Source organism: Paenibacillus harenae DSM 16969 (assembly GCF_000422465.1).
Classification (GTDB): domain Bacteria; phylum Bacillota; class Bacilli; order Paenibacillales; family Paenibacillaceae; genus Pristimantibacillus; species Pristimantibacillus harenae.
The window spans coordinates 123583-143841 of record NZ_KE383844.1; the positions used below are offsets into that span (position 1 = coordinate 123583).

Genomic DNA, 20259 nt, shown 5'->3' on the forward strand with positions numbered 1-20259 from the left:
CAGACAAATCCATGCCGCAAAGATGGCTCATTTTCATATTGCAATGTGTGTTCCTTCTATTTGTATATTGGTTTTTGTTCCTGAACGGCAATGAGTTTTTTCAGTTGTCTATAGGAGACTCGACTAGAAGAGTCTTGTTGTTCGTTTTTTGCATCGTCACATTTTTGAGAATGAGCTATATGGTATTTTTCCTGTTGAGACGTGGAGTAACATGGGGTGAAGCATTAAACGTGCCATTTGCTTTCGCTCTGTATTATATCGGTTTTTCCATGTTAGGCGGAATCATAAACATTCCTGTTGATGGGATTGACTACTTTGCAATGTTTATTTTCCTTGCGGGTTCAGTTATAAATTCTTGGTCGGAAATGCTAAGGGATTCATACCGCTTGCTTTATTCTGCCTGTTCGCCTTTTATAACATTCCGGTTCATGACCGGTATATGCGGGAAAAGTATGGAAAGCCATTCGAAGATTACGAGAGAAAGACGAAGAAGTTTATTCCTTTCATTTATTAACTTGTAAATACTTAGAATTCGATAAAAGGCGCTCGCCCCCATCAGAGGAACGAGCGCTTTTTATGCGCCGCCGGTCTTTCCCATTCGATACGCTTTCCAGTCCGAAAATCGCAAAAGGTGCCGCCCCTCGCAATTGCGGTTATAGAAATAGGTCCATGCTTTTACGCTGCCTCGGTCGGTGCATACGTCAACTTCCACGCGATTATACAGATTCCCGGGATCATCCGGTCCGAAATAATCCTCCAGCTCATCCAGTTTCCCGAGCTCCGCGTCCGAAACCTCGTACAGCTCGCCAATAACTTCGCCGTCCTCCTCCAGCAACCCCGGATAACCGTCGCCGGTATCGATGAGACATCCCTTCATTCTCGCCGTCATGGCTAAGCAGGTTGCGGGAGCAAGGAGGCTATGATTGCTTTCGCCCCTTCTCAGCGTTCCGTATACGAATACTTTTTCCATAAGCGTACCCCTTTCGGCTTCCGGTTTCTCTTAGTCTCCAAATCTTCTAATACCAATATTGTAACGTAAAAAAAGCGCCAAACAAGGCGCGAATCATTAGCCAAATAAAAAACAGCCTGCTCCTCTATGAGGGGCTGGCTGCTTATTCTATAAGGAGACGAAATCGATTAAGCCGTTTCTTCGACTTCCGCATGCACCGTTTTGATCTGAATCATGACCGTGTTCGGATCCGTTAACACTTCAATGCCATCCTTGAAGATCAGGTCGGACACCAGAAGCTGGGCACCGGCAGCAAGGCCGCTTATATCCACTTCCATGGAAGACGGCAAATCTCCCGGCATGCAGCGGACTTCCACTTCATACATTTCCACCTGCAGGATTCCGCCGGATTTCACGCCGACCGCTTCTCCGGAAAATTGGATGGTTACTTTGCTGTCCATGCTTTCCGTCATGTTCACGTGATGAAAGTCGATATGCAGCAATTTGCCCGACATGATTTCCTTTTGGACATTCTGAACAACGATCGGCACTACAACCTCATCGGAGGTTTTGCCCTGCAGAATAGCCCGCGGATTTTTTCTCAAAATGTCCAGCATGTCTTTCTCGCTCACTTCTAATGACATCGTATCTTTACCAATTCCATACAGCACTGCCGGAATGCGTCCCTGTTTTCTTGCTTGATTCAGATGAGACTTGGTTTCGCCAGCGCGCTTGTTCAATTGAATAAATTTACTCATTGTCAATTTTCCCACTCTCTTTTGACCATAAATTCTTGTCAAAAGCATTATACCATGACCATAAAATCTAGTCAAATAAACGTTCTCTCATGATTCATACGCCATGAACGGATCGGGGATCTCAATCTGATAGGCTTCGGCATCACTTACGCCAACGGAGAGAACGGCCCGGCCGTTCCCGGACCGTATAAGACCGCCGCTAAAAATAACATCCTCCAGGTCCGGCCGCTTGCCGGGGCCTCTTGGAAAATCGCTTCTTGCGGCTATGATTTTAATCGGCGTCTTCTCGCAGGTTTCGGGGTTTATCGAGAAGACCATCGAATAATAATGTTTGTTCCCTGCTTCATCAAAGCAAGCGATATGACCCAGCACGCCCAGATGGCCATTCTTCAACAAATGCGCTTCGTTCGCGCCTCCCCATTCTTCGGGAACAAATTGGTCTTGAAACATCTCGGCGTTCATGAAGGTCTGCTCATTGAGCTCCTCCAGCGAATCGATGATCGTAAATCCGATTTGCCCTCTTCCGCCCCTGGCTCCCTGCGGCCTTGTAAAGATGCCGATCCTGCCGTCCGCAAGCTCAATGAGTCGGATATCCTTCATCGTTCCGGGTCCGGATGAGAAGTGACATAACGAATCAATATGGAACCCGCGATAAAATTGAGTGACCCATGACACGATCCTGCCCGGATCATCCTCCGCGGTAATGACTTCAACTCCGCCAATGATTAATTCACCCTTAATGACGGTTTTGCACGGGTCTTGCAAATTATAGGTGTGTGTATGTACACGGGGACTCCATACCTGATTGACGCGTGTAAAAAAGAAGACTTGAGAGAACTCGCTGTCCCGTTCCTCAACTCTTCCCAAGATGACTTCCTCCCCGTCATAACGAAACGGAGCCGTTATATTATATACATCCCGATTGCCAACCCCGGAAAAGGCCAGCTTCTCCACTTTGGTCAGGCGGGGCTCGGCATAAAAGGTTTCCAGGAGCTGTTTACAGGTTTGCGTCTTTATCGTCTTCATTGTCATTGCCGTCCTCCTGATGATCCATCGATTCATCTGTCGTGCTCATGCTATCTTCATCCTCTGCGATTCCAATAAGCTGCCCCGGCTGGACATTGAAATATAGACAAAGCTTCAGTAACAAATCCCTTGGATACTGTACCATTTCATCCTTATACATGCGACGGACGGAATCAAAGTGGTAATTGATATCTTTTGCAAGCTTGCGTATCGATAATTTGGGATCGTGATTTTCCATAACCTCTTTTAAATTGCTGCGTATGACTGTCACACATTCACCTCCTAAATCACTATATCCGGAATAAAGAAGCGAGTCAATAAATTGACAAGAAAAAATGGTCATGTTATAGTGTGAAAGAAGGAAAAATTTTTCAATTTTCAGAAAATAAAATATACCGCTTCTCCCGAAGAAATAAAGATCAAAGATCGCTTTATTTCTTTTTTTGTTCAAAAAAATCCATATAGGGGCTGTTCAAATGAAAAAAATCAGAAACCGGAACATCGTTTTTCTAGGAACCAGCCTGCCGAGAGAATGCGGAATTGCGACATTTACGCAGGATTTGTTAGATGAATTCAAACACATCCAGGGCTTCAATCCGCCTCGTATTATTGCCGTTAACAACAACGAAACCTACCTCTATCAGGAGCAAGTACTCCGGGAAATGGACCAGCACAAGCTGTCGGATTATATAGAAACAGCCGAATATCTTAACCTGTCGGACGTTGATCTTCTCGTTATCCAGCATGAGTTCGGCATCTATGGCGGAGAGAGCGGAGAATATCTGCTTCCGTTCGTCGAAGCCCTCCGTGTTCCATATATCGTCATCTTCCACACCGTGTTAACGGAGCCTTCCCCCAAGCAGCGGCACATCATGAACCGGGTTGCGGAGCTAAGCGTGAAGGCCGTCACGATGGCGCAGTCTACCATAAAGGATTTAAGCTCCATTTATGGCATTGATGCCGCAAAAGTCGAATTTATCCATCATGGGGTGCCTGAAGTCAAAACCGAATCAAGATCGGAGCTGAAAGAACGATTTGGCTATGCGGACCGGAAAATTTTATCCACCTTCGGCTTCCTAAGTCCCGGCAAAGGGATTGAATACGGTATAGAGGCCATGCGCGGAGTAGTCAGACAGCATCCGGATTCACTCTACATCGTTTTCGGAAAAACGCATCCTGTCGTCAAACAGGAAACAGGCGAGGTTTACAGGCAAAAGCTGATGGATCTGGTGGAGCAATTTGATTTAAAGCATAACGTTCTCTTCGTCGACAAGCTGTTGACTCAGGAGGAAGTCATTCAATCGCTTGTCCTGTCAGACATCTATCTCACTCCTTATCTTGGCAAGGACCAAGCCGTCAGCGGCACGCTGGCGTACGGAGTCGGTTATGGCAGGGTCATTGTTTCCACCCCTTACCGGTATGCCGAGGAAATGCTGGCAGACGGCCGGGGCCTGCTGGCCAGCTTCCGCGATCCCGCCTCACTGGAAGCCTGCATCCTCCAATTGCTCGATCATCCTGCTCTGGTGGAAGTCATGGAGAAACGAACGCTCGATCTTGGCCGAACGATGCGGTGGAGCGAAATCGCCAAAGCCTATGCCGCCGTCTTTCAAAAGCAAATAACGGTATCCAAGTTAGCTAAAGCCAGTGCCCGCGCTGCCAGATCCGCTAAAGCAAAAATTTTAGGAGTGTGATGGAATGGAAGTACAAACGATCCTGCAGTTTAAATCCAGTTACATGCGCAGCATAACGGATGATACCGGGATTTTTCAGCATACCAAGTTTGGCGTCCCCGATCGTTCGAAGGGCTATACGACGGATGATAACGCTCGGGCGTTAATCGCGGCGGTTTTATTGTACGGGAGCAAAAAAGATCCGGATGCGCTCTCCCTCATTCATACGTATATTTCCTTCCTTCATCATGCCCAGAACGCAGATGGCAACTTTAGAAACTTTATGGATTATAACCGTACCTTCGTTGAGGACCGCGGCTCTGAGGATTGTCAGGGACGCACGGTATGGGCGCTTGGATTCGCGCTCGCCCATTCTTCTTCCCTGCCGGATAATTTACTGAATACATGCCGTTATTTAATCAATCAGGCATTGCCGCATATCGGTACGCTCGGCTCGCCCCGTGCAGCGGCCTATGCCATAATCGGTTTAAGCTATCTGATCGAAACCCCGAGAGCTTTAGCCTACTCCTTCCCGTATCCCCACACGCCGAGCTCCGCGGAAGAATTGGCCTTTTTGCCCCGAGCACGGATCATCGGGCTTATCGATCAAATGTCGTTCAGGCTGCACCATCAATATATCCGCAATAAAGGGAACGGCTGGAATTGGTTCGAAGACAGCCTGACCTACGGAAACTCGATGCTTCCATGGGCGCTGTTAATCGCATCCCGTTTGACAGGTAACCTTGATTTGAAGCAAGCGGCCAAGGAAAGCCTGGATTTTCTCGTTTCCAAAACCTTCTCGGAAGAAGGATACTATAAACCAGTTGGCAGCCATGGCTGGCTGCTGCGGGGCGGAACGGCCGCACCCTACGATGAACAGCCGATAGAAGCCTGTGAAATGCTTCTTGCTTGCAAGGAAGCCGCGATCGTGCTCCAAGAGCCCGCTTATTTGAAATATGCAGCCATATGCTATGAATGGTATTTGGGACATAATTCATTAAATATTCCTTTAATCGACCCTCAAACCGGAGCTTGCTTTGACGGCATTCACGGGTCGGGGCTGAATCTTAATCAAGGCTCCGAGAGCATTATTTCCTTCTCCATTGCCCAATCGGTGATGCACCATGAATAAATTCGCGACGATCCTTGCAGGCGGGGGCGGAACCCGTTTTTGGCCGCTTTCCAGACAAGAGATCCCGAAGCAGCTGTTAAATATTAGCGGAAACGACATTATGTTAAACGATACGATCGAACGGTTCAAAGGCATTATCCCACAGGAAAATACAGTCATCGTGACGAATCGTTCCCAAGCGGTACTGCTGGAGAGCATCATGCACAGCAGCGTGCTGAGCCGGAATATTCTGATCGAGCCTGTTGCCCGCAACACGGCTGCCAGTATCCTGTTGGCGGCTTTGTCTATCGAAAAATCCCACGGCGATTCCTTAATGGTCGTATTGCCTTCCGATCATTATATAACGGATGAAGCCCAGTTCCGGCTTACGCTGGACGAAGCCTGCACGGTCGCGATGGAAACGGACAAGATCGTAACCATCGGAATTAAGCCGACCTTCGCTTCAACCGGCTACGGCTATATTGCCTTTGATAAAGAGCCCCTGTCTTCGAAGCCGGTTGCCGTATACGAAGTAGCGGAATTTGTAGAAAAACCGAATTTCCAGAAAGCGCAGGGCTATCTGGCGGCAGGCAATTATTTATGGAATAGCGGGATGTTTATTTGGAAAACTTCCGTTATTATGGATCATTTCAAGCGTTTCCTGCCCCGGCTGTACAAAACGATGCTTCCGGTCGCCGATTGTCTCGGTACGGAACAGGAAGAAGAAATCATGAACCAGATTTATCCGGCGCTTCAAAACATTTCGATTGATTACGGCATCCTGGAGCGCTCCGATGAGGTCGTCGTGCTGTCCGGCCAATTCGGCTGGAATGATATCGGCAGCTGGGATGCGCTTGGCGCAATCTTCCCTCCGGATGAATCGGGCAATATTATAAAAGCGAACCACGTGGGCCTAGATACGCGCAACTCGATCATTTACGGAAACGGCAGACTCGTCACGACCATAGGCGTAGACGGCTTCATCATAGCCGACACCGGGGATGCGCTCTTAATCTGTCCCAAGGACAAAGCGCAGTCCGTCAAGGAAATCGTCGAGCTGCTGAAGGAAAATGGAATGACCGAATACATTTAAACTCTATAGGGCACAATGGAACTCGAATCAATAAGGAGGAGGATGAGAGGATGTCGCGAGAAAATAATCCCCAGCAAAAACCGAGTCCGGGCAATAACAAGGATTCCGAAGTAGCTGAATCGAAAAAGAAGAAGTAACACGCTTATATGCGGGATGATCCCCTCATGATCGACAGTGACAAAAGTTCAGTTAGGATGAACTTCACCCAGTTGACCGGAGGGGATTTTTTCTATGCTTAAGTAAATTTATCCGGCAGCGATTTAATGATTTCCTCATACTGTAGAGCAACGGCAACTTCAAGGATATGTATAGGGTTCTGGTGAGCGTAGGCGACCAGCAATTCTTTCGTAAACTCATCTTCATTCAGCTTCAGGCTTCTTTTTATCAATTCCATCATGGCCCTTTGATTGCGGAAATTGAGCTGCTCGATCTTTTCCATTGCTAATTCGATATCATTCTGCATGGGACACTCCTACTATCACGGTATTGTAAAGAAACACATGGGTTGCCTTATAATCATTCGATGTGTTTCCTTTTTTTCAGGGGATGCGAGGCTATCGAATTCAGCGTGCGGAGACCTGCTGGAGCCGATTCTTCAAATAAAAAGACACCGATTCTCAGAAAATGAGAGTCAGTGTCTCTTTATTATTTCCGGCGCTTCCGGACGATATTGGTATAGAATACAAGTGCGGTAATGATCATGGCAATAAAACCAATATTGCCTGCCGGCTCCGGCGCCATTCCCAATACGATGCAGAGATTGGTAACAATGCTCCTCACAAGGAGCGCCATCACAATCAGCAACAGCGGGCGGATAAAATTATATTTTCTCATCGATTGCAACACACCTGCCTGCGGTAGAATCAGCCGGCCCCCGTCTGCGTTCAACAAATGAAATCGCTTTTACGGAAGCAGTCCCGGCAAGTATACCAGTTTCCTTTCCGTTCGTCCATTCCGCCTGGCCGGTTGTCTTCTATTTCGAATCAACCGCAATAGATCCAACGCTTGTATTCGCTTCGATCCGGTATCCTTTCGACCCAATCGAACCTGCCTTCTCGTTCTTCTCGTCCACTTCGTAGTCGACATTCGCCAAGTCAACCGTCACATCGCCAATGTCGCTTTTCAGTTTCAATTCGGCCGCCTCCGGCGCTTCTTTCAGATGAATTTTTATTTCGCCTACGTCTGCCTTCGCCGACAAATGGTTGTTCAAGCTGAAGCCGTCCACTTCAATTGCGCCCGCATTCGTTTCGAGGCTCATTTCCCCTGTAACCTCATTTAACCGGATTTCTCCCGCATCAAGCTTAATTGTCACTTTATCCGATTTGATATCCGCAGCATCTACCCGTCCAAAATTATTATCGACCGACACTTCCTCATAGCTCTTATCCGGCAGCGCGATCAGCAGCTTTCGTTCACCCTGCCGCCCTTTTCCCGAGCGATCGGACTTTCCTTCTTCTTCTACATCCAGAACCAATACGCCGGCTCGGACGGAAGCATCAAGAGTGAACCGGTTCTTGATTTTGTCGTCGATAAGCAGCTCCACCTCCGCCGTATCCGTCGCGCTTCGGGTCATGTAGATTTCCATGGCATCCGTGTTGACCTGAACGCTGTCGAACTTGTCTGCGTCGAACGATTCTTTCTCCTTGATAACGAGATCGCCCAATCCCGAGCCCTCGCCGATGACGGCATTTTCAACTTTCCCCGTTAACGGGATTACCGGGCTGGAGCATGCTGTCAATCCGATGGCCACCATGGCCAGCAGCATGAATTTTCCCATTTTTATATAATTACCGCTCATTCTCTCTTCCTCCTGTTATCAATACCTGTATTTCTAACACTTCCTCTCTAGTATAGACTCAGCTTCTCATGGCCAAAACCGACCAGCGACCATGCTGCTACAGGACCTTGGTCGGGGAACGTTGCCGCGCACGGCATGCGGAAAATAAGTATAACCATTCTTCCCATTTGCACTATAAAAAAGGAGTTGCCGCAGCAACCCCCATTCTTAAACTCAAGCACCTGTTAGCGAAACATGTCCCCTGATGCCGAGAAATATCATCTTAAGTTTATCGCCACTCAACAATCTCATCGAGATGTTGTCTTGTTTTTGGACGTTTGGGATCCTCTTGACGATATCCGAAAGCGACCATACAGGATACACCGAAATCGTCGCCGTTAATGATACCCTCATTTTGTAAAATAGCGGTCACCTGCTTTTTGTCAAAACCTTCGATCGGACAGGAATCAATACCGATTTGAGCCGCGGCTGTCATCATGTTTCCCAATGCTATATATGTTTGTTTACTTGCCCATTCAAAAATGAGACGGCCATTATCTTCGAGTTCGGTTTCAACGAAGGATTTGTAGAAACTGGAAAGACCTTGAACAACTTCTTCAGGCATATGATGAATGTCTTTCATCATATTGATTACGTGAACCGAATCATGCCTTAGGCCTTCTGTTCTTCTGGCCAATATAACTACAAAATGGCTGGCAGTGGGCAGTTGTCCCTGGGCACCGCCAGATACAGGTTTTAATTTTTCTCGAAGCGATGCATCCTGGATCACGACAAACTTCCACGGTTCGAAGCCAAATGAACTTGGAGACAATCTTCCTGTTTCCAAAATAAAGCGAAAATCTTCATCCGAAATCTTTTTGTTGGTATCAAATGCCTTGCAAGCATGTCTGAACTGGTAAGCTTCTAAAATTTCTTGTTTTTTACTCTCCGTTCCTATCATGTGGAATCACCCTTCCATTCTTTTTTTTGTAAACAGATTTTCGGATCTTTGATAACCGATCCGCTGTAATCATAACCAATTTTGGGATTGATGTCCATTCTGGATGAGTCTGACGCGGCTTTCCAAGTCTAGTTGGACTGTTCTATTTTAAATAAGATTGAAATCTTAATTAATAGTTAGAAATCTCTATCAGATTGTCATCAGGATTCCTTATATACACAGACGTAATAGGTGCTAATGCTCCTGTTCTTTTTACAGGACCTTCTTCAATAGGTACTCCGCAACTACCTAAATGATGAATCACATCTGAAATTTGGACATTTGTTATAAAACACAGATCGGCGGATCCAGACATTGGGATTTTTGCTTTTGGTTCAAACTCTTTACCTACTTCATGCAGGTTTATTTTCTGTTGTCCAAAATGCAGTGCCTTTCTTCCATCCCCAAAAGTGATAACCTTCATTCCTAATACTCGGTTATAGAAGTCACATGTTTTATCAATTTTATTCACAGTCAAAACCAAATGATCCAATCGAGAGATATTCATTAAGGTCAGCTCCTTGACGGCTGTTCGCATAGCGAATACACGAATCTCGCGCATCCGATGGTTTTACGAATGAGCGCAGCTTGTTCTTTGGTGGGATACAATCGATAGCGATAGGCTTTGTGCACAATGCCCAAGACGAGCGCCTCCTTTCCAAAAAAGAGATATGCTCATTATGCCGGAACAAACGTTCTTATTTCATGAGAAATCGATTCATCCCCTACCTAAAACGCTGTTCGTTTTGGAGGGAGGGGTCTTCTCGCCAAAAATGATAAAAAAAGAACTGCCCCATAAGTAGATTAATCTACCTTGGAGCAGTTCATCTTCCTTTTATCCGCTCATCTTACGCCCGCCCTCACCAATCCCCGCGAACGATCCGGAACGCCTTCACGTACATCTCGTAATCCCATGCCGCCAGAAACCTCTTCGCGGTATCCCTGCCGGACTGATACAAGAAATCCCGGTCCTCCGCGGTCAGATCGAACTGCGTCGTCGTCACTTTGCCCGTCGGGATAAATATCGTCCTTGCTCTCGAATGCTTATCCACATGCCGCTGGTCATGAGCTCTGAGCATCGTCTGGAACATGGCGCGGAACATCGAGAAGGGACCGTTAATGTCGTAGAATGGCGTCTCCGGCTGTTCGCCTAACAGACGGAAGCCGAAGGTTGGCCACCTCGGTATGCCCTCGACGTCAAAGATCCAGACCGGATAATTACTAAGCAGCCCGCCGTCCAGAATGTAATACGGCTTTCTTCTCAGCTTTGTTCTCAAACGGTACGGCTGAAAAAAATAAGGGATCGTCGTGCTCATCCTGACGGCGGCGGCGATCGGAAACTTGCTGGGAGAAATATGATAACGCGGCAGGTCGTCCGGCAGGATGAGCATCTTGCCGCTGCTAATATCGGAAGCGATGATCTTGAGCTTGCCATCCGGCAGATCACCGAAGGTCGACACCCCCTTCCGCTTCAGCCAGTACGTTAATTGATCCTCCAGGGGCGTGTTTAAGTAAATCCCCGAGTGCAAAAGAAGCGGTATCGCCTTGCCGAGAAGCGGCAGGGAATGCACCCACGTCTTTCCGAGAAGCCGGGAGTAATCCAGCGTTTTCATAATTTGCACCAATTCCCGGGCGCTGTAGCCGCAAGCGAGAAGCGCAGCCACAACCGAACCGGCCGAGGTTCCGGCTATGCGTTCCCATCTGTAGCCGCTTCTCTCCATTTCCTGAACGGCCCCGATAAAGGCAATCCCTCTGACTCCTCCGCCTTCAAACACGGCATCCGCTTTCATCGCCGTCCTCCCTTCAGCCCTTCTAGAGAGAAACGTTGCCCGCTACTCCCCCTTGAAACGGGGAGGCCTCTTCTCACGAAATGCTTCCAGCGCCTCCAGCCGGTCTTTCGTCGCCAAGGTCGCTTCATAGGCTTTCCATTCGATAGCCATGCCCGCAGCCAGATCGGAATCCATGCCTTTGTCGATCGCATGCTTCGCTTGATAGACCGCCAGCGGAGCATTGGCCAGCAGCTCGGCTGCGAGCGCTTCGCTCATTCCCTTCAGCTGCTCCGGATCCTCCGCGACGCCGTTCAGCAGGCCCAACGCCAGCGCTTGATCCGCTCCTATTTTTCGGGCAGTAAGGATGAGCTCCTTCGCTTTGGCCGTTCCAAGGAGACGCGGTAATCGCTGCGTGCCTCCCGCGCCAGGGATGATACCAAGACCGACCTCCGTAAGCCCCATCTGAGCCTTACGGATCGAATAACGGAAGTCGCAACATAACGCAAGCTCCATCCCTCCTCCAAGTGCATAGCCGTTCATCACCGCAATCGTAGGCTGCGGCAGCCCTTCAATGGCCGCGAACACCTCTCTGATCTTGCCGAGGTTTCGCCGGACTTGCTGTTCGCTCAGCGTTCGCCGTTCCTTCAAATCCGCTCCTGCGCAGAATGCCCGGCCTTCGCCGCTGATGAGCACGACGCGAATGTCACGCGGGTTTTGCCCGATTCTGCCGACGAGCCCGCCAAGCGCGTCTAGCATCTCGCCATTCAGCGCATTTAACTGCTCCGGGCGGTTAAGCCGGATATAGCCGGCGGATCCGCGCTGTTCCCAGAGCACCGGATTGCCCATGCCGCCCACCTCCTTCATTGTCCTCTGGCTCCTCCAGCACCTCTCCCCGCGTCATTTCCCCGGCAATGCCGGAGCCGGAGGCCCTTCAGACCGGATAGACGGGATGCTTGCGCGCCCCTGGCGAAGCGCTATTCGAGCAATAGGCATCGAATCGTTTCATCAGCTCGCCGCGCAGCTCGTTAGCCGGAATAATGCCGTCGACGACCATCTCGGAGGCTAAGCCGTAGATGTCTATATCTTTATTATACTCCTCCCGCTTGCCGGCAATGAAGCCGTTTCTTTCCGATTCCGGCAGACCGGCGATTTTGTTCGCATACACCGCGTTTATCGCCGCTTCGGCCCCCATCACGGCGATTTGGGCGGAAGGCAGCGCCAGGCAACAATCCGGCTCGAACGCCGGCCCGGCCATCGCATACAGGCCAGCGCCGTACGCTTTGCGGACGATAACGGAGATTTTGGGCACCGACGCTTCCGCCACGGCGGTAATCATCTTCGCGCCATGGCGGATAATGCCAGCCTGCTCCACCCGGGTGCCGACCATAAAGCCGGGTACGTCCGCCAGAAACAGAAGCGGAATGTGGAAGGCGTCGCATAAGCAGATGAATTTGGCGGCTTTATCGGCAGAATCATGGAACAGGATCCCGCCCTTCACCCGCGGCTGATTGGCGACGATGCCGACCGTCCTTCCGCCGAGCCGGGCGATTCCGGTGATGAGCTCTCTCGCGAACAGCTGCTTGATTTCGAAAAAAGAATCCTCATCGACGATCCGTTCAACGAAGTCGTACATATCGAAAGCCGTATACTGGTCGCCCGGAATAATGTCCTCCAGCGATTTTTCCAGCTGGACAGCGGGCTTCGGCTCCCGGACGGGAGGCTTCTCCGAGCAATTAGCGGGAAAATACGCCAAATAATCTCTGGCGAGCGCAATCGCTTCTTCTTCGCTCTGAGCGAGCACATCGCCGCAGCCTGAGACGGAGCAGTGCATTTTGGCGCCGCCCAGCTGCTCCAGCGCGGCCTTCTCCCCCGTTACGATTTCCACGATCCGCGGGGAGCCGAGATACATCGAGGAGTTGCCCTCGACCATAATGACGATGTCGCAGAACGCAGGGATGTAGGCTCCTCCCGCCGCGGACGGGCCGAATAAAATGCAAACCTGCGGGATTTTGCCCGATAGCTTCACCTGATTGTAAAATAATCGTCCCGCTCCGCGCCGCCCCGGATACATCTCGACCTGATCCGTAATCCGCGCGCCCGCCGAATCGACGAGATAGAGAAGCGGCACCCGCATTTTATCCGCTGTTTCCTGCATGCGGATCATTTTCTCAACCGTCCGGGCTCCCCATGAGCCGGCTTTCACCGTCGAATCGTTCGCAATGACGCAGACGGCCTGACCGTGGATTTTGCCGATCGCCGTTACGACGCCGTCGGCCGGAAGCCCCTGCTCCCTGCAGTTGGCGAAGAGGCCGTCCTCCAGTTCGAAGCCGGGATCAAGCAGCAGCCGCAGCCGCTCGCGGACGAACAGCTTGCCCTGCTCCGCGTTCTTCTCATGATAGCCGGAGGCGCCTCCCTGCTTGATTCGTTCGATCCGCTCCTGCAGGGTCGCTTTCCCCGCATCGCATGGTTCCGACATGCTCTCCTCCTCCCTAACATCCGATTTGAGCCGCTATGACCATCCGCTGAATTTCCGAGGTTCCCTCGCCGATCTCCAGCAGCTTCGCATCGCGCAGGCAGCGCTCCACCTCGTACTCCCTCATGTAGCCGTAGCCGCCATGAATTTGCACCGCCTGATCGCATACCTTCATGCACATCTCCGAAGCGAACAACTTGGCCATGGCCGCCTCCTTCTTAAAGGCCCTCCCTTGATCCTTCAGCCACGCCGCCTTATACACCATGTTGCGGGCCAGCTCAATGTTCATCGCCATATCGGCCAGCTTGAACCGGATGGCCTGAAACGCCGTCAGCGCGCTCCCGAACTGCTTCCTTTGCTTGGCGTACCGCAGCGATTTCTCGTATGCGCCCTGCGCAATGCCGACGGCCATCGCGCCGATTCCGATTCGCCCTCCGTCCAGGATGGCCAGAAACTGCTTATAGCCGCTGCCTTCCACGCCTAGTAGATTCTCTCCCGGCACCGCTACCCGATCCAGCACAAGCTCGGTCGTATTGGAGGCGTGCAGTCCCATCTTCTCGTATTTATTCAGCACGGTGAAGCCGGGCGCATCCGTCGGCACGATAAAAGCGCTGATGCCGCCCGTCCCTTTGGAGCGGTCCGTTACGGCGGTCAGAACGAGGTTGCGGGCATAGCCGGCATTGGTAATGAAGCATTTCGAGCCGGTAATGACCCAGCCGTCCCCGTCCGGGTCGGCTGTCGTCCTGGTACCGCCCGCATCGGATCCGGCATCCGGCTCCGTCAGCCCGAAGGCGCCCAAATATTGGCCTTGGCACAGCGGGGTTAGATAGGCAAGCTTCTGCTCCTCCGTCCCGAACCGGTCGATAGGCGCTCCCCCTAATGAAATATGCGCGGAATAGGTGATCCCCGTGGAAGCGCAGGCCCGGCTTAATTCCTCTACGACGATGGCGAAGCTGATCGTATCCGCCCCCGCTCCCCCGTATTTCTCGGGAAAGGGAAGCCCCATAAGCCCGAGCTTAGCCATTTTCTCGAATATGCCGGTTGGAAAAGCGCCCGTCCGGTCACGTTCAACCGCCCCCGGCGCAACCTCCGACTGCGCGAATTCACGGATCACATCTCGAATCATCGTTTGTTCTTCCGTCAGATCGAATTGCATAGCCCACAACCTCTCTGCTTAGGACTGGGAGAGATTCGTATTCGTTTCTCCGACTTCGATTTCAAGCCGCATCAGGTTCGCCGCATAACACTTGCCCAGATTATCCATCCGCATCGACGCCGAGCCTCCTCCGCCTAATGCCCCCCTGCAGACAAAATTCATCGCCAGCAGCTTCGGCACGGGATACCGGGTCACTTCTCCAATGACCATTCCGCCAAAATGCTCCTTCACCCGCTCAGCGGTCAATTCCCGCAGCAGCAGCTCGTAAAGCGCTTCATTCCGGGCAAAAACGGCAATGTTCACCGTGTTGCCTTTATCGCCGGACCGGGCCTGCACAAGGCTCCGAAGCTGTACTTGAGGCATCGCTACACCTCCAGAACGCTGATTTGAATGACATTCTCCACGATCGCGCGCGGAACGAGGCAGGACCACATGCCGAGCAGCTCTCGGGGCTTCATCATCCCGAGGAAGCCGGCCATTGCGGGAGGCCCGCTAAGCATAAGCGGAGGGACAAGCCTGCCGAGCTTTGCCGCGTCTTCCCTGCTGCCTGTGCGTACCGCTATACGCAGGTACACTTCGTTTAATTGTTCCGCCGGCTCCCGCGCCAGCGGCCCGTGCAAGGAATTATAGCCGAGATAATCCGTATGAATCTCGTCATAGCGCAGGTTCATCCGCCGGATCCGGCTCCGGACGATACGGTCCGCCTCCTTCGCCTTCGCCAGCGCGTCCGGCCAGGAATACCCCCAGATCGCCTGCCCCAGCCAGCCGTCCGAATAACCCATCACAACCTTCAGCGTTTCCGGACGTTTCGTTCCGCGGGCACCCGTTACCCGCACCCGGTTCGGCCCATCGTCCTGCAGCCGCACATTCGTGACGTCAAGCACGGCATCCGGCGTCATATAGGCGGACGGGTCGTGAATTTCATATAAGAGCTGTTCCTTGACGGTATCCGCGGATACCAGCCCGCCCGTTCCTTCCGTCTTGGTCAAGACGAACTCTCCGTCCTCCCGAACCTCCGCCACGGGAAAGCCGATGCGGTCCAGCGCTTCAACCGACTGCCAATCGCCGCTGAAATTGCCTCCCGCCGCCTGCCCCGAGCACTCCATGAGATGACCCATCAACAAGCCTTGCGCGAGCCGGTCCCACTCCTTCGGTCCCCATCCGAATTCGTAAATAAGCGGCGCGAGGAACAATGCGGAATCCGTTATCCGACCGGTTACGATGACATCGGCTCCCTGCCGAAGCGCCTCCACGACAGGCCCCGCTCCCAGATAGGCGTTAGCGAACACGATCCGGCTCCTGATCCCAGACGCATCGCCTCCGTCTTCCATATGAGCGAGAGAAATCCCCTGCGATTCCCATACCTGCAACCGGTCCAGCACATCGTCGCCCGTGACGACCGCCACCTTCAGCCCTTGCAAGCCTAACTCGCCTGCAATCCGCGCGACCTCCCGCTGGGCGCCCAGCGGATTCATTCCCCCGGCGTTCGTTAACAGCTTTATTCCTTTCTCTCGGATAAAAGGAAGCAGCTCCCTCATCGTAACCGCAATATCCCTCGCAAATCCCTTGGACGCATCCCTCTGACGGTCTTTCTGCAGGATGGCCAGCGTTAATTCGGCAAGGCTGTCAAAGCACAAATAACCGACATTTCCGCGCTTCGCCGTCTCGATAGCAGGGAGCAGGGAATCCCCGTAAAATCCTTGGCCTGCCCCAATCCGGATCGTTCTCACATCATCCCCCCTTCGATATGGAGCTGCTCATGCAGAACGGACCGCATCATTTTCCAGCAAGGATGGCTCTGATTCGACTTGATCCTTCTTTATTTATTGTATGGTCCTGTTAAAAACCTCAGCACAAAAAAAGGATATCGCGATGGATATCCCTAACTGTTCTCATTTCGTATATAATGATAATCTGATACGCCGAGTCTCTGAAGAGAGGCAATCCAACCGGAAATCATCCCTCATAGCTCGCAATCGACAATCGACTAACGACTATTCCTCATGACTATTCCAATTGACTATTCCTCATACGAAGCGGAATATCTCCCTCTAATATGAACCTGAAACAGCAAATCTTCGTTCTATCGGGAAACTCTCCCGCTAATTCCTTCCAAAAGGACTCGTTTGGATAAAATCGGCTGAATTAACGGGAGAAAACCCCGTAAGACATCTCTTCCCATTATATAATGAGAAGGAGAAATTCCGGTTAGCTGTTGCTCCTTGGATGAGGAGCTCCTACGGCTCAGCCGCCCCTATTCTCAATAGCCACGTCTACGGGAACTTTGAACAGCCATACCCAGAAGACGCATAATATTACGGAAATGCCATAAGCAAGCAGCGGCCTTCTGTAATGAAGGCGGAGCATAGGAAACATGGTGAAGTCGAAAATAACCGACCACAGCAAGCCCCATCCGTGCTGATACACGATACGTCCGTTTGTGCTGAAGAACCATTCAATCACGACATAAACGGCGATCCACTGCAGGTAATGAAATATCTTTTTATTCATCTGCTCCGGATAATTCGACAAGAACAGCAGGGCGGTTGCCGGAAACGTAATAAACGTATATACCATTTCCGTCATGCTGTGATCTTGCATGAAATCCGGATTCAGCTTCCATAAGAAATGATTTGCCGTCAGGAAATTATAAAGCAGGTTTCCCAGCGCAAAGTACATCATTGTAGAATGGTACTGCTTCCAGTTCCTCCAATCCCCCCATCGCCATGCACATATTAAGGTTAGGATGCCAAGTGCAAAGTGCATGATGAATTCTCCCCTAATTTTATCTTCTTTTTTATTCATTCTCTCCCAATATTACCCAAGTTAATACTTGCCGGTCCGCCCGAAAATAAAACTAATTTCTTCACGCATGCTGTGAATAGAACGACCGGATATAAGCCTCCGCCAGCTTCAAATCTTCGAGCGCCTCGCGGGCGCCGCACGGCGCCGGGCGCTCTCTTCTTACCGCCGCAATTCCGCTTATCCCGCCTTTATCTTCTTTACGCACAGACAATCCATTTCCGATATGGCGCTTACGGTTTTATTTATTCATATAAATTTGTTATATACAATATAACTTTAATGTCTATTTTACACTTGGATGCCTTCCGAGGGATATAGGCTCGAAGCAGCACGAAGCATGCATTCCTCCCTAAAACATTAGCCCTATAACCGCCTCGTTTTCTGCTATAAATTGATAACCTTTGTCGAAAGTATTGCAATTGTTATGATTATATATATTTTATATATTTAGAGATGTTATTTTGATCTCAGCCGATCCATCAGGAAAGGGGGAGGGGCTTTCAACCGTCTATACTTGGGATGGCAAGCAAGCGTACAAGTCAGCAAGGCCTGTGTACACCGCAATGATCATTATTCTAATCTATGAAAATGAGGTGCTTTATGAAGTTACGGAAACTTGGCACGGCAGCAGTCGCTGTGCTGTGCACGATGTCGCTTTCTTTCGGAGTGGCCGCAGATACAGCAGCTAAACCGCCCGCGAAATCCGCCATATCCTGGCCTGCCGAGCAGGAGCTCCCTTCGTTCGCGAAGGCCAAGCGGCTTGAAGTAGCGGATATTTATGACGCGCCGGGCGATATGAAGATTTTGCTCGCCACGCTTCAGGGCATCGTGAACCGTCAAGAACCGCGGATCTACCTGCTCGAGAGCGCTGAGGAAGGCAAGTTCAAATGGTTGAATGACCTCGACGTCCCGTATAAGGTGCGTGACAATTACTGGGATATTATTCGTTCCTTCAAGGATGAAGTGAAGGGCGTGATCATTTACGATCCGATGGTTCCGGACTCCATAAACGTAGCGACAACGCTCGCCGGCTTGAAGGACGCTGTCGTAGCGAGTCCCGAACTGGCAGAGAAGCTGGCAGCCGCTCCTTACAACCTGCAAGCGCTTGATGATCTGCGGGGCAAATTCAAGGACCGGATCGATGCTTATACCTGGCAGTACGAGAATCTGTGGAGTCAGACCTCTCACCGGATGCTGATCGGCCTAAGCCCCGACACCTCCGTCCGATTGCCGGATGGCAATTTCAATTCGTTTAAAACAATCGCCCAAGAGACGACGCAGGAGCGCGACGCCAATAACCGGAAGGTATATGATCTGGATCTGAGCCCTTATTTGGGAGGCGAAGCCGTCTACCTCCGGTTTGCCGACGCCTTTACGCAGGACGGCTGGGGCCCGGCTGTCCACGAAGTAACGGTGAAGGCCGACGGACAAGTGATCGCCCAGTTCATTCCGGGCACGCCGGAAGAGGCGCAATTCCTGTATGACGCCCAGAGCTCGCAGCTGTCCGAGGGCAGCGGCGGCCACCGTTTTGCCGATAACGGCCGTTATTTCATCTACAGCTTCCATGCGCCGGAAGGCACGAAGCAGCTGACGGCGTCGGTTGAAATGTGGAACCAATTTGCCGTATCCGCAAGCAATGAGAAGCCGGTCTCCTCAGGTCAGAAAGAGCCGTACGGCTTCCTGCGCGATTACGCCGTAGCGAACAAGGCCAGCGTCTTCTGGCTGGACGCGAACGTGCCGGAGCAGAAGGAGCTCTTCGAGAAAATGCTGGCGGATGTCGGACCGGGAACGCCGTACCTCGGCTGGTTCAGCAATGACGTCGAAGGCGAATTCAGCGGCGTTGAAATCACGTCCAAATACGGCGTCTATGTTCTCGCAGCCGACTGGTTCAGCAATCTGACCGTATTCTCCGGCACGCAAGCGAATCCGGCGAAGCAGCAGAAGGTTGAAACGCCGAAGCTGGAGAATAAAATTTACGTCACTTATACGTTCAGCGAAGGCGACAATTTCCAATACAATCAGCACAAAATGCGCAATTTGTGGGATGACCCGAACCGCGGCAAGGTGCCGATCAACTGGACCTCGAGCCCGCTGCTCTATGACGGCGCGCCGGCCATACTGAACTATTACCAATCGACGGCTACGGACAACGATCTGTTGATCGCCGGTCCGTCCGGTGCGGGTTACTTCTACCCGAACGCTTGGCCGGAGCAAGCTCTCCGCGACTTCTTGAAGCAATCCTATTCGTATCTCAACAAATCCGGCATGAACATTCCGTATGTGCTCAACCGGATCGACGGGCAGAATGTTCCGCTTAGCCCGGCAACCGCCTCCTCTTACCTGGAGGAATATAAAGTGCCGGGCTTATTCCTAAGCTGGGAAGACCGCCACGGCGTCGAGATCTTGGACGGCAAGCTTCCGGTATCGACCATCCAGGGCATCAGCACCGTCGATGACGGCAAAAGAATCCTGGACGAGGCCAAAGCCGGCTGGGACGGCAAGTCGCCTCAATTCGTATCGCTCGGACTGCTCGCTTGGAGCTTGACGCCGACCGATGTCGTCAAACTCACTGAGTCGCTTGGCGCGGAGTACGAGATCGTTCGCGCAGACCAATACTTCTCGCTTATCCGGGAAGCGAACGGCCTGAAATAAGCCAGGAACAAAGAGCGCCC

The 20259-nt window shown here is 51.3% G+C and carries 21 protein-coding genes and 1 pseudogene; 4 read left to right on the forward strand and 18 right to left on the reverse strand.

What is annotated here, in order from left to right:
- Positions 1 to 574: 574 nt before the first annotated feature.
- The 4 genes from H581_RS0124530 to H581_RS37415 form a co-directional block, all read right to left on the reverse strand.
- Positions 575 to 970, reverse strand: a complete 396-nt coding sequence (locus tag H581_RS0124530) for a gamma-glutamylcyclotransferase family protein (RefSeq protein ID WP_028612310.1) — start codon at positions 968 to 970, stop codon at positions 575 to 577.
- Positions 971 to 1137: 167 nt separating this feature from the next.
- Entirely contained in the window at positions 1138 to 1707 is a 570-nt protein-coding gene (locus H581_RS0124535; RefSeq protein ID WP_028612311.1) for a 50S ribosomal protein L25, read from the reverse strand.
- An 87-nt stretch (positions 1708 to 1794) separates the two neighbouring features.
- Positions 1795 to 2739, reverse strand: a complete 945-nt coding sequence (locus H581_RS0124540; protein ID WP_028612312.1) for a DUF1861 family protein — start codon at positions 2737 to 2739, stop codon at positions 1795 to 1797.
- Positions 2705 to 3004 (reverse strand): helix-turn-helix domain-containing protein, encoded by a 300-nt coding sequence (locus tag H581_RS37415; protein ID WP_245600146.1) that lies wholly within the window; start codon positions 3002 to 3004, stop codon positions 2705 to 2707. Before H581_RS37415 ends, H581_RS0124540 begins: the two co-directional genes overlap by 35 nt.
- A gap of 205 nt (positions 3005 to 3209) precedes the next feature.
- Between H581_RS37415 and H581_RS35295 the strand changes: the two genes are divergently transcribed.
- Genes H581_RS35295 through H581_RS0124560 form a run of 3 tightly spaced genes read left to right on the forward strand, consistent with a single transcriptional unit; the run spans position 3210 to position 6607 of the window.
- Positions 3210 to 4424, forward strand: a complete 1215-nt coding sequence (locus H581_RS35295; protein ID WP_051251343.1) for a glycosyltransferase family 4 protein — start codon at positions 3210 to 3212, stop codon at positions 4422 to 4424.
- 4 nt (positions 4425 to 4428) lie between these two features.
- A complete protein-coding gene (locus H581_RS0124555) occupies positions 4429 to 5535 on the forward strand; it encodes a glycosyl transferase (protein WP_036720036.1) in 1107 nt (368 codons plus the stop codon).
- The gene (locus tag H581_RS0124560) at positions 5528 to 6607 is read left to right on the forward strand and encodes a mannose-1-phosphate guanylyltransferase (protein WP_028612314.1); all 1080 of its coding nucleotides are present in this window, start codon (positions 5528 to 5530) and stop codon (positions 6605 to 6607) included. Before H581_RS0124555 ends, H581_RS0124560 begins: the two co-directional genes overlap by 8 nt.
- 235 nt (positions 6608 to 6842) lie before the next feature.
- Here H581_RS0124560 and H581_RS0124570 read toward each other — a convergent pair whose 3' ends face one another.
- From H581_RS0124570 to H581_RS38070, 14 genes and pseudogenes are all read right to left on the reverse strand, one after another.
- Positions 6843 to 7070: a hypothetical protein gene (locus tag H581_RS0124570; RefSeq protein WP_028612315.1), complete on the reverse strand. Its 228-nt coding sequence runs from the start codon at positions 7068 to 7070 to the stop codon at positions 6843 to 6845.
- 182 nt (positions 7071 to 7252) lie between these two features.
- Positions 7253 to 7441: a hypothetical protein gene (locus H581_RS0124575; protein WP_028612316.1), complete on the reverse strand. Its 189-nt coding sequence runs from the start codon at positions 7439 to 7441 to the stop codon at positions 7253 to 7255.
- 139 nt (positions 7442 to 7580) lie between these two features.
- Complete coding sequence (locus tag H581_RS0124580; RefSeq protein ID WP_028612317.1) at positions 7581 to 8405, reverse strand: DUF4097 family beta strand repeat-containing protein; 825 nt, start codon at positions 8403 to 8405, stop codon at positions 7581 to 7583.
- Positions 8406 to 8673: 268 nt separating this feature from the next.
- Positions 8674 to 9345, reverse strand: coding sequence for an NAD(P)H-dependent oxidoreductase (locus tag H581_RS0124585; protein ID WP_028612318.1), 672 nt, complete (start codon positions 9343 to 9345; stop codon positions 8674 to 8676).
- A gap of 169 nt (positions 9346 to 9514) precedes the next feature.
- Positions 9515 to 9892 carry a VOC family protein gene (locus H581_RS0124590; RefSeq protein WP_028612319.1) on the reverse strand — a complete coding sequence of 126 codons (378 nt, stop codon included), beginning with the start codon at positions 9890 to 9892 and terminating at the stop codon, positions 9515 to 9517.
- A gap of 32 nt (positions 9893 to 9924) precedes the next feature.
- A pseudogene (locus H581_RS37420) lies at positions 9925 to 10017 on the reverse strand (helix-turn-helix domain-containing protein); the annotation flags it as partial.
- Between the two features lie 227 nt (positions 10018 to 10244).
- A complete protein-coding gene (locus H581_RS0124595) occupies positions 10245 to 11174 on the reverse strand; it encodes a patatin-like phospholipase family protein (protein WP_028612320.1) in 930 nt (309 codons plus the stop codon).
- A 42-nt stretch (positions 11175 to 11216) separates the two neighbouring features.
- Positions 11217 to 12017 carry an enoyl-CoA hydratase-related protein gene (locus H581_RS0124600; protein WP_245600147.1) on the reverse strand — a complete coding sequence of 267 codons (801 nt, stop codon included), beginning with the start codon at positions 12015 to 12017 and terminating at the stop codon, positions 11217 to 11219.
- Positions 12018 to 12084: 67 nt separating this feature from the next.
- A complete protein-coding gene (locus H581_RS0124605; protein WP_028612322.1) occupies positions 12085 to 13629 on the reverse strand; it encodes an acyl-CoA carboxylase subunit beta in 1545 nt (514 codons plus the stop codon).
- Positions 13630 to 13642: 13 nt separating this feature from the next.
- Complete coding sequence (locus H581_RS0124610) at positions 13643 to 14782, reverse strand: acyl-CoA dehydrogenase family protein (RefSeq protein WP_028612323.1); 1140 nt, start codon at positions 14780 to 14782, stop codon at positions 13643 to 13645.
- Positions 14783 to 14800: 18 nt separating this feature from the next.
- A complete protein-coding gene (locus H581_RS0124615; protein WP_028612324.1) occupies positions 14801 to 15145 on the reverse strand; it encodes an AtuA-related protein in 345 nt (114 codons plus the stop codon).
- A 2-nt stretch (positions 15146 to 15147) separates the two neighbouring features.
- On the reverse strand, positions 15148 to 16512 hold the full coding sequence (locus H581_RS0124620) for an acyclic terpene utilization AtuA family protein (protein WP_028612325.1): 1365 nt from the start codon (positions 16510 to 16512) through the stop codon (positions 15148 to 15150).
- A 514-nt stretch (positions 16513 to 17026) separates the two neighbouring features.
- Complete coding sequence (locus tag H581_RS0124625) at positions 17027 to 17548, reverse strand: CBO0543 family protein (RefSeq protein WP_028612326.1); 522 nt, start codon at positions 17546 to 17548, stop codon at positions 17027 to 17029.
- A 100-nt stretch (positions 17549 to 17648) separates the two neighbouring features.
- Positions 17649 to 17792 carry a hypothetical protein gene (locus H581_RS38070; RefSeq protein ID WP_156889689.1) on the reverse strand — a complete coding sequence of 48 codons (144 nt, stop codon included), beginning with the start codon at positions 17790 to 17792 and terminating at the stop codon, positions 17649 to 17651.
- A gap of 395 nt (positions 17793 to 18187) precedes the next feature.
- Here H581_RS38070 and H581_RS0124635 point away from each other — a divergent pair, with 395 nt between their 5' ends.
- Positions 18188 to 20239, forward strand: a complete 2052-nt coding sequence (locus H581_RS0124635; protein ID WP_028612327.1) for a GxGYxYP domain-containing protein — start codon at positions 18188 to 18190, stop codon at positions 20237 to 20239.
- Positions 20240 to 20259: the final 20 nt, after the last annotated feature.

Excerpts from the sequence above, each read along its gene's own strand:
- H581_RS0124605 (WP_028612322.1), bottom strand. The coding sequence starts at position 13,629 with ATGTCGGAACCATGCGATGCGGGGAAAGCGACCCTGCAGGAGCGGATC.
- H581_RS0124560 (WP_028612314.1), top strand. The coding sequence starts at position 5,528 with ATGAATAAATTCGCGACGATCCTTGCAGGCGGGGGCGGAACCCGTTTT.
- H581_RS0124530 (WP_028612310.1), bottom strand. The coding sequence starts at position 970 with ATGGAAAAAGTATTCGTATACGGAACGCTGAGAAGGGGCGAAAGCAAT.
- H581_RS0124600 (WP_245600147.1), bottom strand. The coding sequence starts at position 12,017 with ATGAAGGAGGTGGGCGGCATGGGCAATCCGGTGCTCTGGGAACAGCGC.
- H581_RS0124610 (WP_028612323.1), bottom strand. The coding sequence starts at position 14,782 with ATGCAATTCGATCTGACGGAAGAACAAACGATGATTCGAGATGTGATC.
- H581_RS0124590 (WP_028612319.1), bottom strand. The coding sequence starts at position 9,892 with ATGAATATCTCTCGATTGGATCATTTGGTTTTGACTGTGAATAAAATT.
- H581_RS0124540 (WP_028612312.1), bottom strand. The coding sequence starts at position 2,739 with ATGACAATGAAGACGATAAAGACGCAAACCTGTAAACAGCTCCTGGAA.
- H581_RS0124575 (WP_028612316.1), bottom strand. The coding sequence starts at position 7,441 with ATGAGAAAATATAATTTTATCCGCCCGCTGTTGCTGATTGTGATGGCG.
- H581_RS0124615 (WP_028612324.1), bottom strand. The coding sequence starts at position 15,145 with ATGCCTCAAGTACAGCTTCGGAGCCTTGTGCAGGCCCGGTCCGGCGAT.
- H581_RS0124555 (WP_036720036.1), top strand. The coding sequence starts at position 4,429 with ATGGAAGTACAAACGATCCTGCAGTTTAAATCCAGTTACATGCGCAGC.
- H581_RS0124585 (WP_028612318.1), bottom strand. The coding sequence starts at position 9,345 with ATGATAGGAACGGAGAGTAAAAAACAAGAAATTTTAGAAGCTTACCAG.
- H581_RS35295 (WP_051251343.1), top strand. The coding sequence starts at position 3,210 with ATGAAAAAAATCAGAAACCGGAACATCGTTTTTCTAGGAACCAGCCTG.
- H581_RS0124635 (WP_028612327.1), top strand. The coding sequence starts at position 18,188 with ATGAAGTTACGGAAACTTGGCACGGCAGCAGTCGCTGTGCTGTGCACG.
- H581_RS0124535 (WP_028612311.1), bottom strand. The coding sequence starts at position 1,707 with ATGAGTAAATTTATTCAATTGAACAAGCGCGCTGGCGAAACCAAGTCT.
- H581_RS0124595 (WP_028612320.1), bottom strand. The coding sequence starts at position 11,174 with ATGAAAGCGGATGCCGTGTTTGAAGGCGGAGGAGTCAGAGGGATTGCC.
- H581_RS0124580 (WP_028612317.1), bottom strand. The coding sequence starts at position 8,405 with ATGAGCGGTAATTATATAAAAATGGGAAAATTCATGCTGCTGGCCATG.
- H581_RS0124570 (WP_028612315.1), bottom strand. The coding sequence starts at position 7,070 with ATGCAGAATGATATCGAATTAGCAATGGAAAAGATCGAGCAGCTCAAT.
- H581_RS0124625 (WP_028612326.1), bottom strand. The coding sequence starts at position 17,548 with ATGCACTTTGCACTTGGCATCCTAACCTTAATATGTGCATGGCGATGG.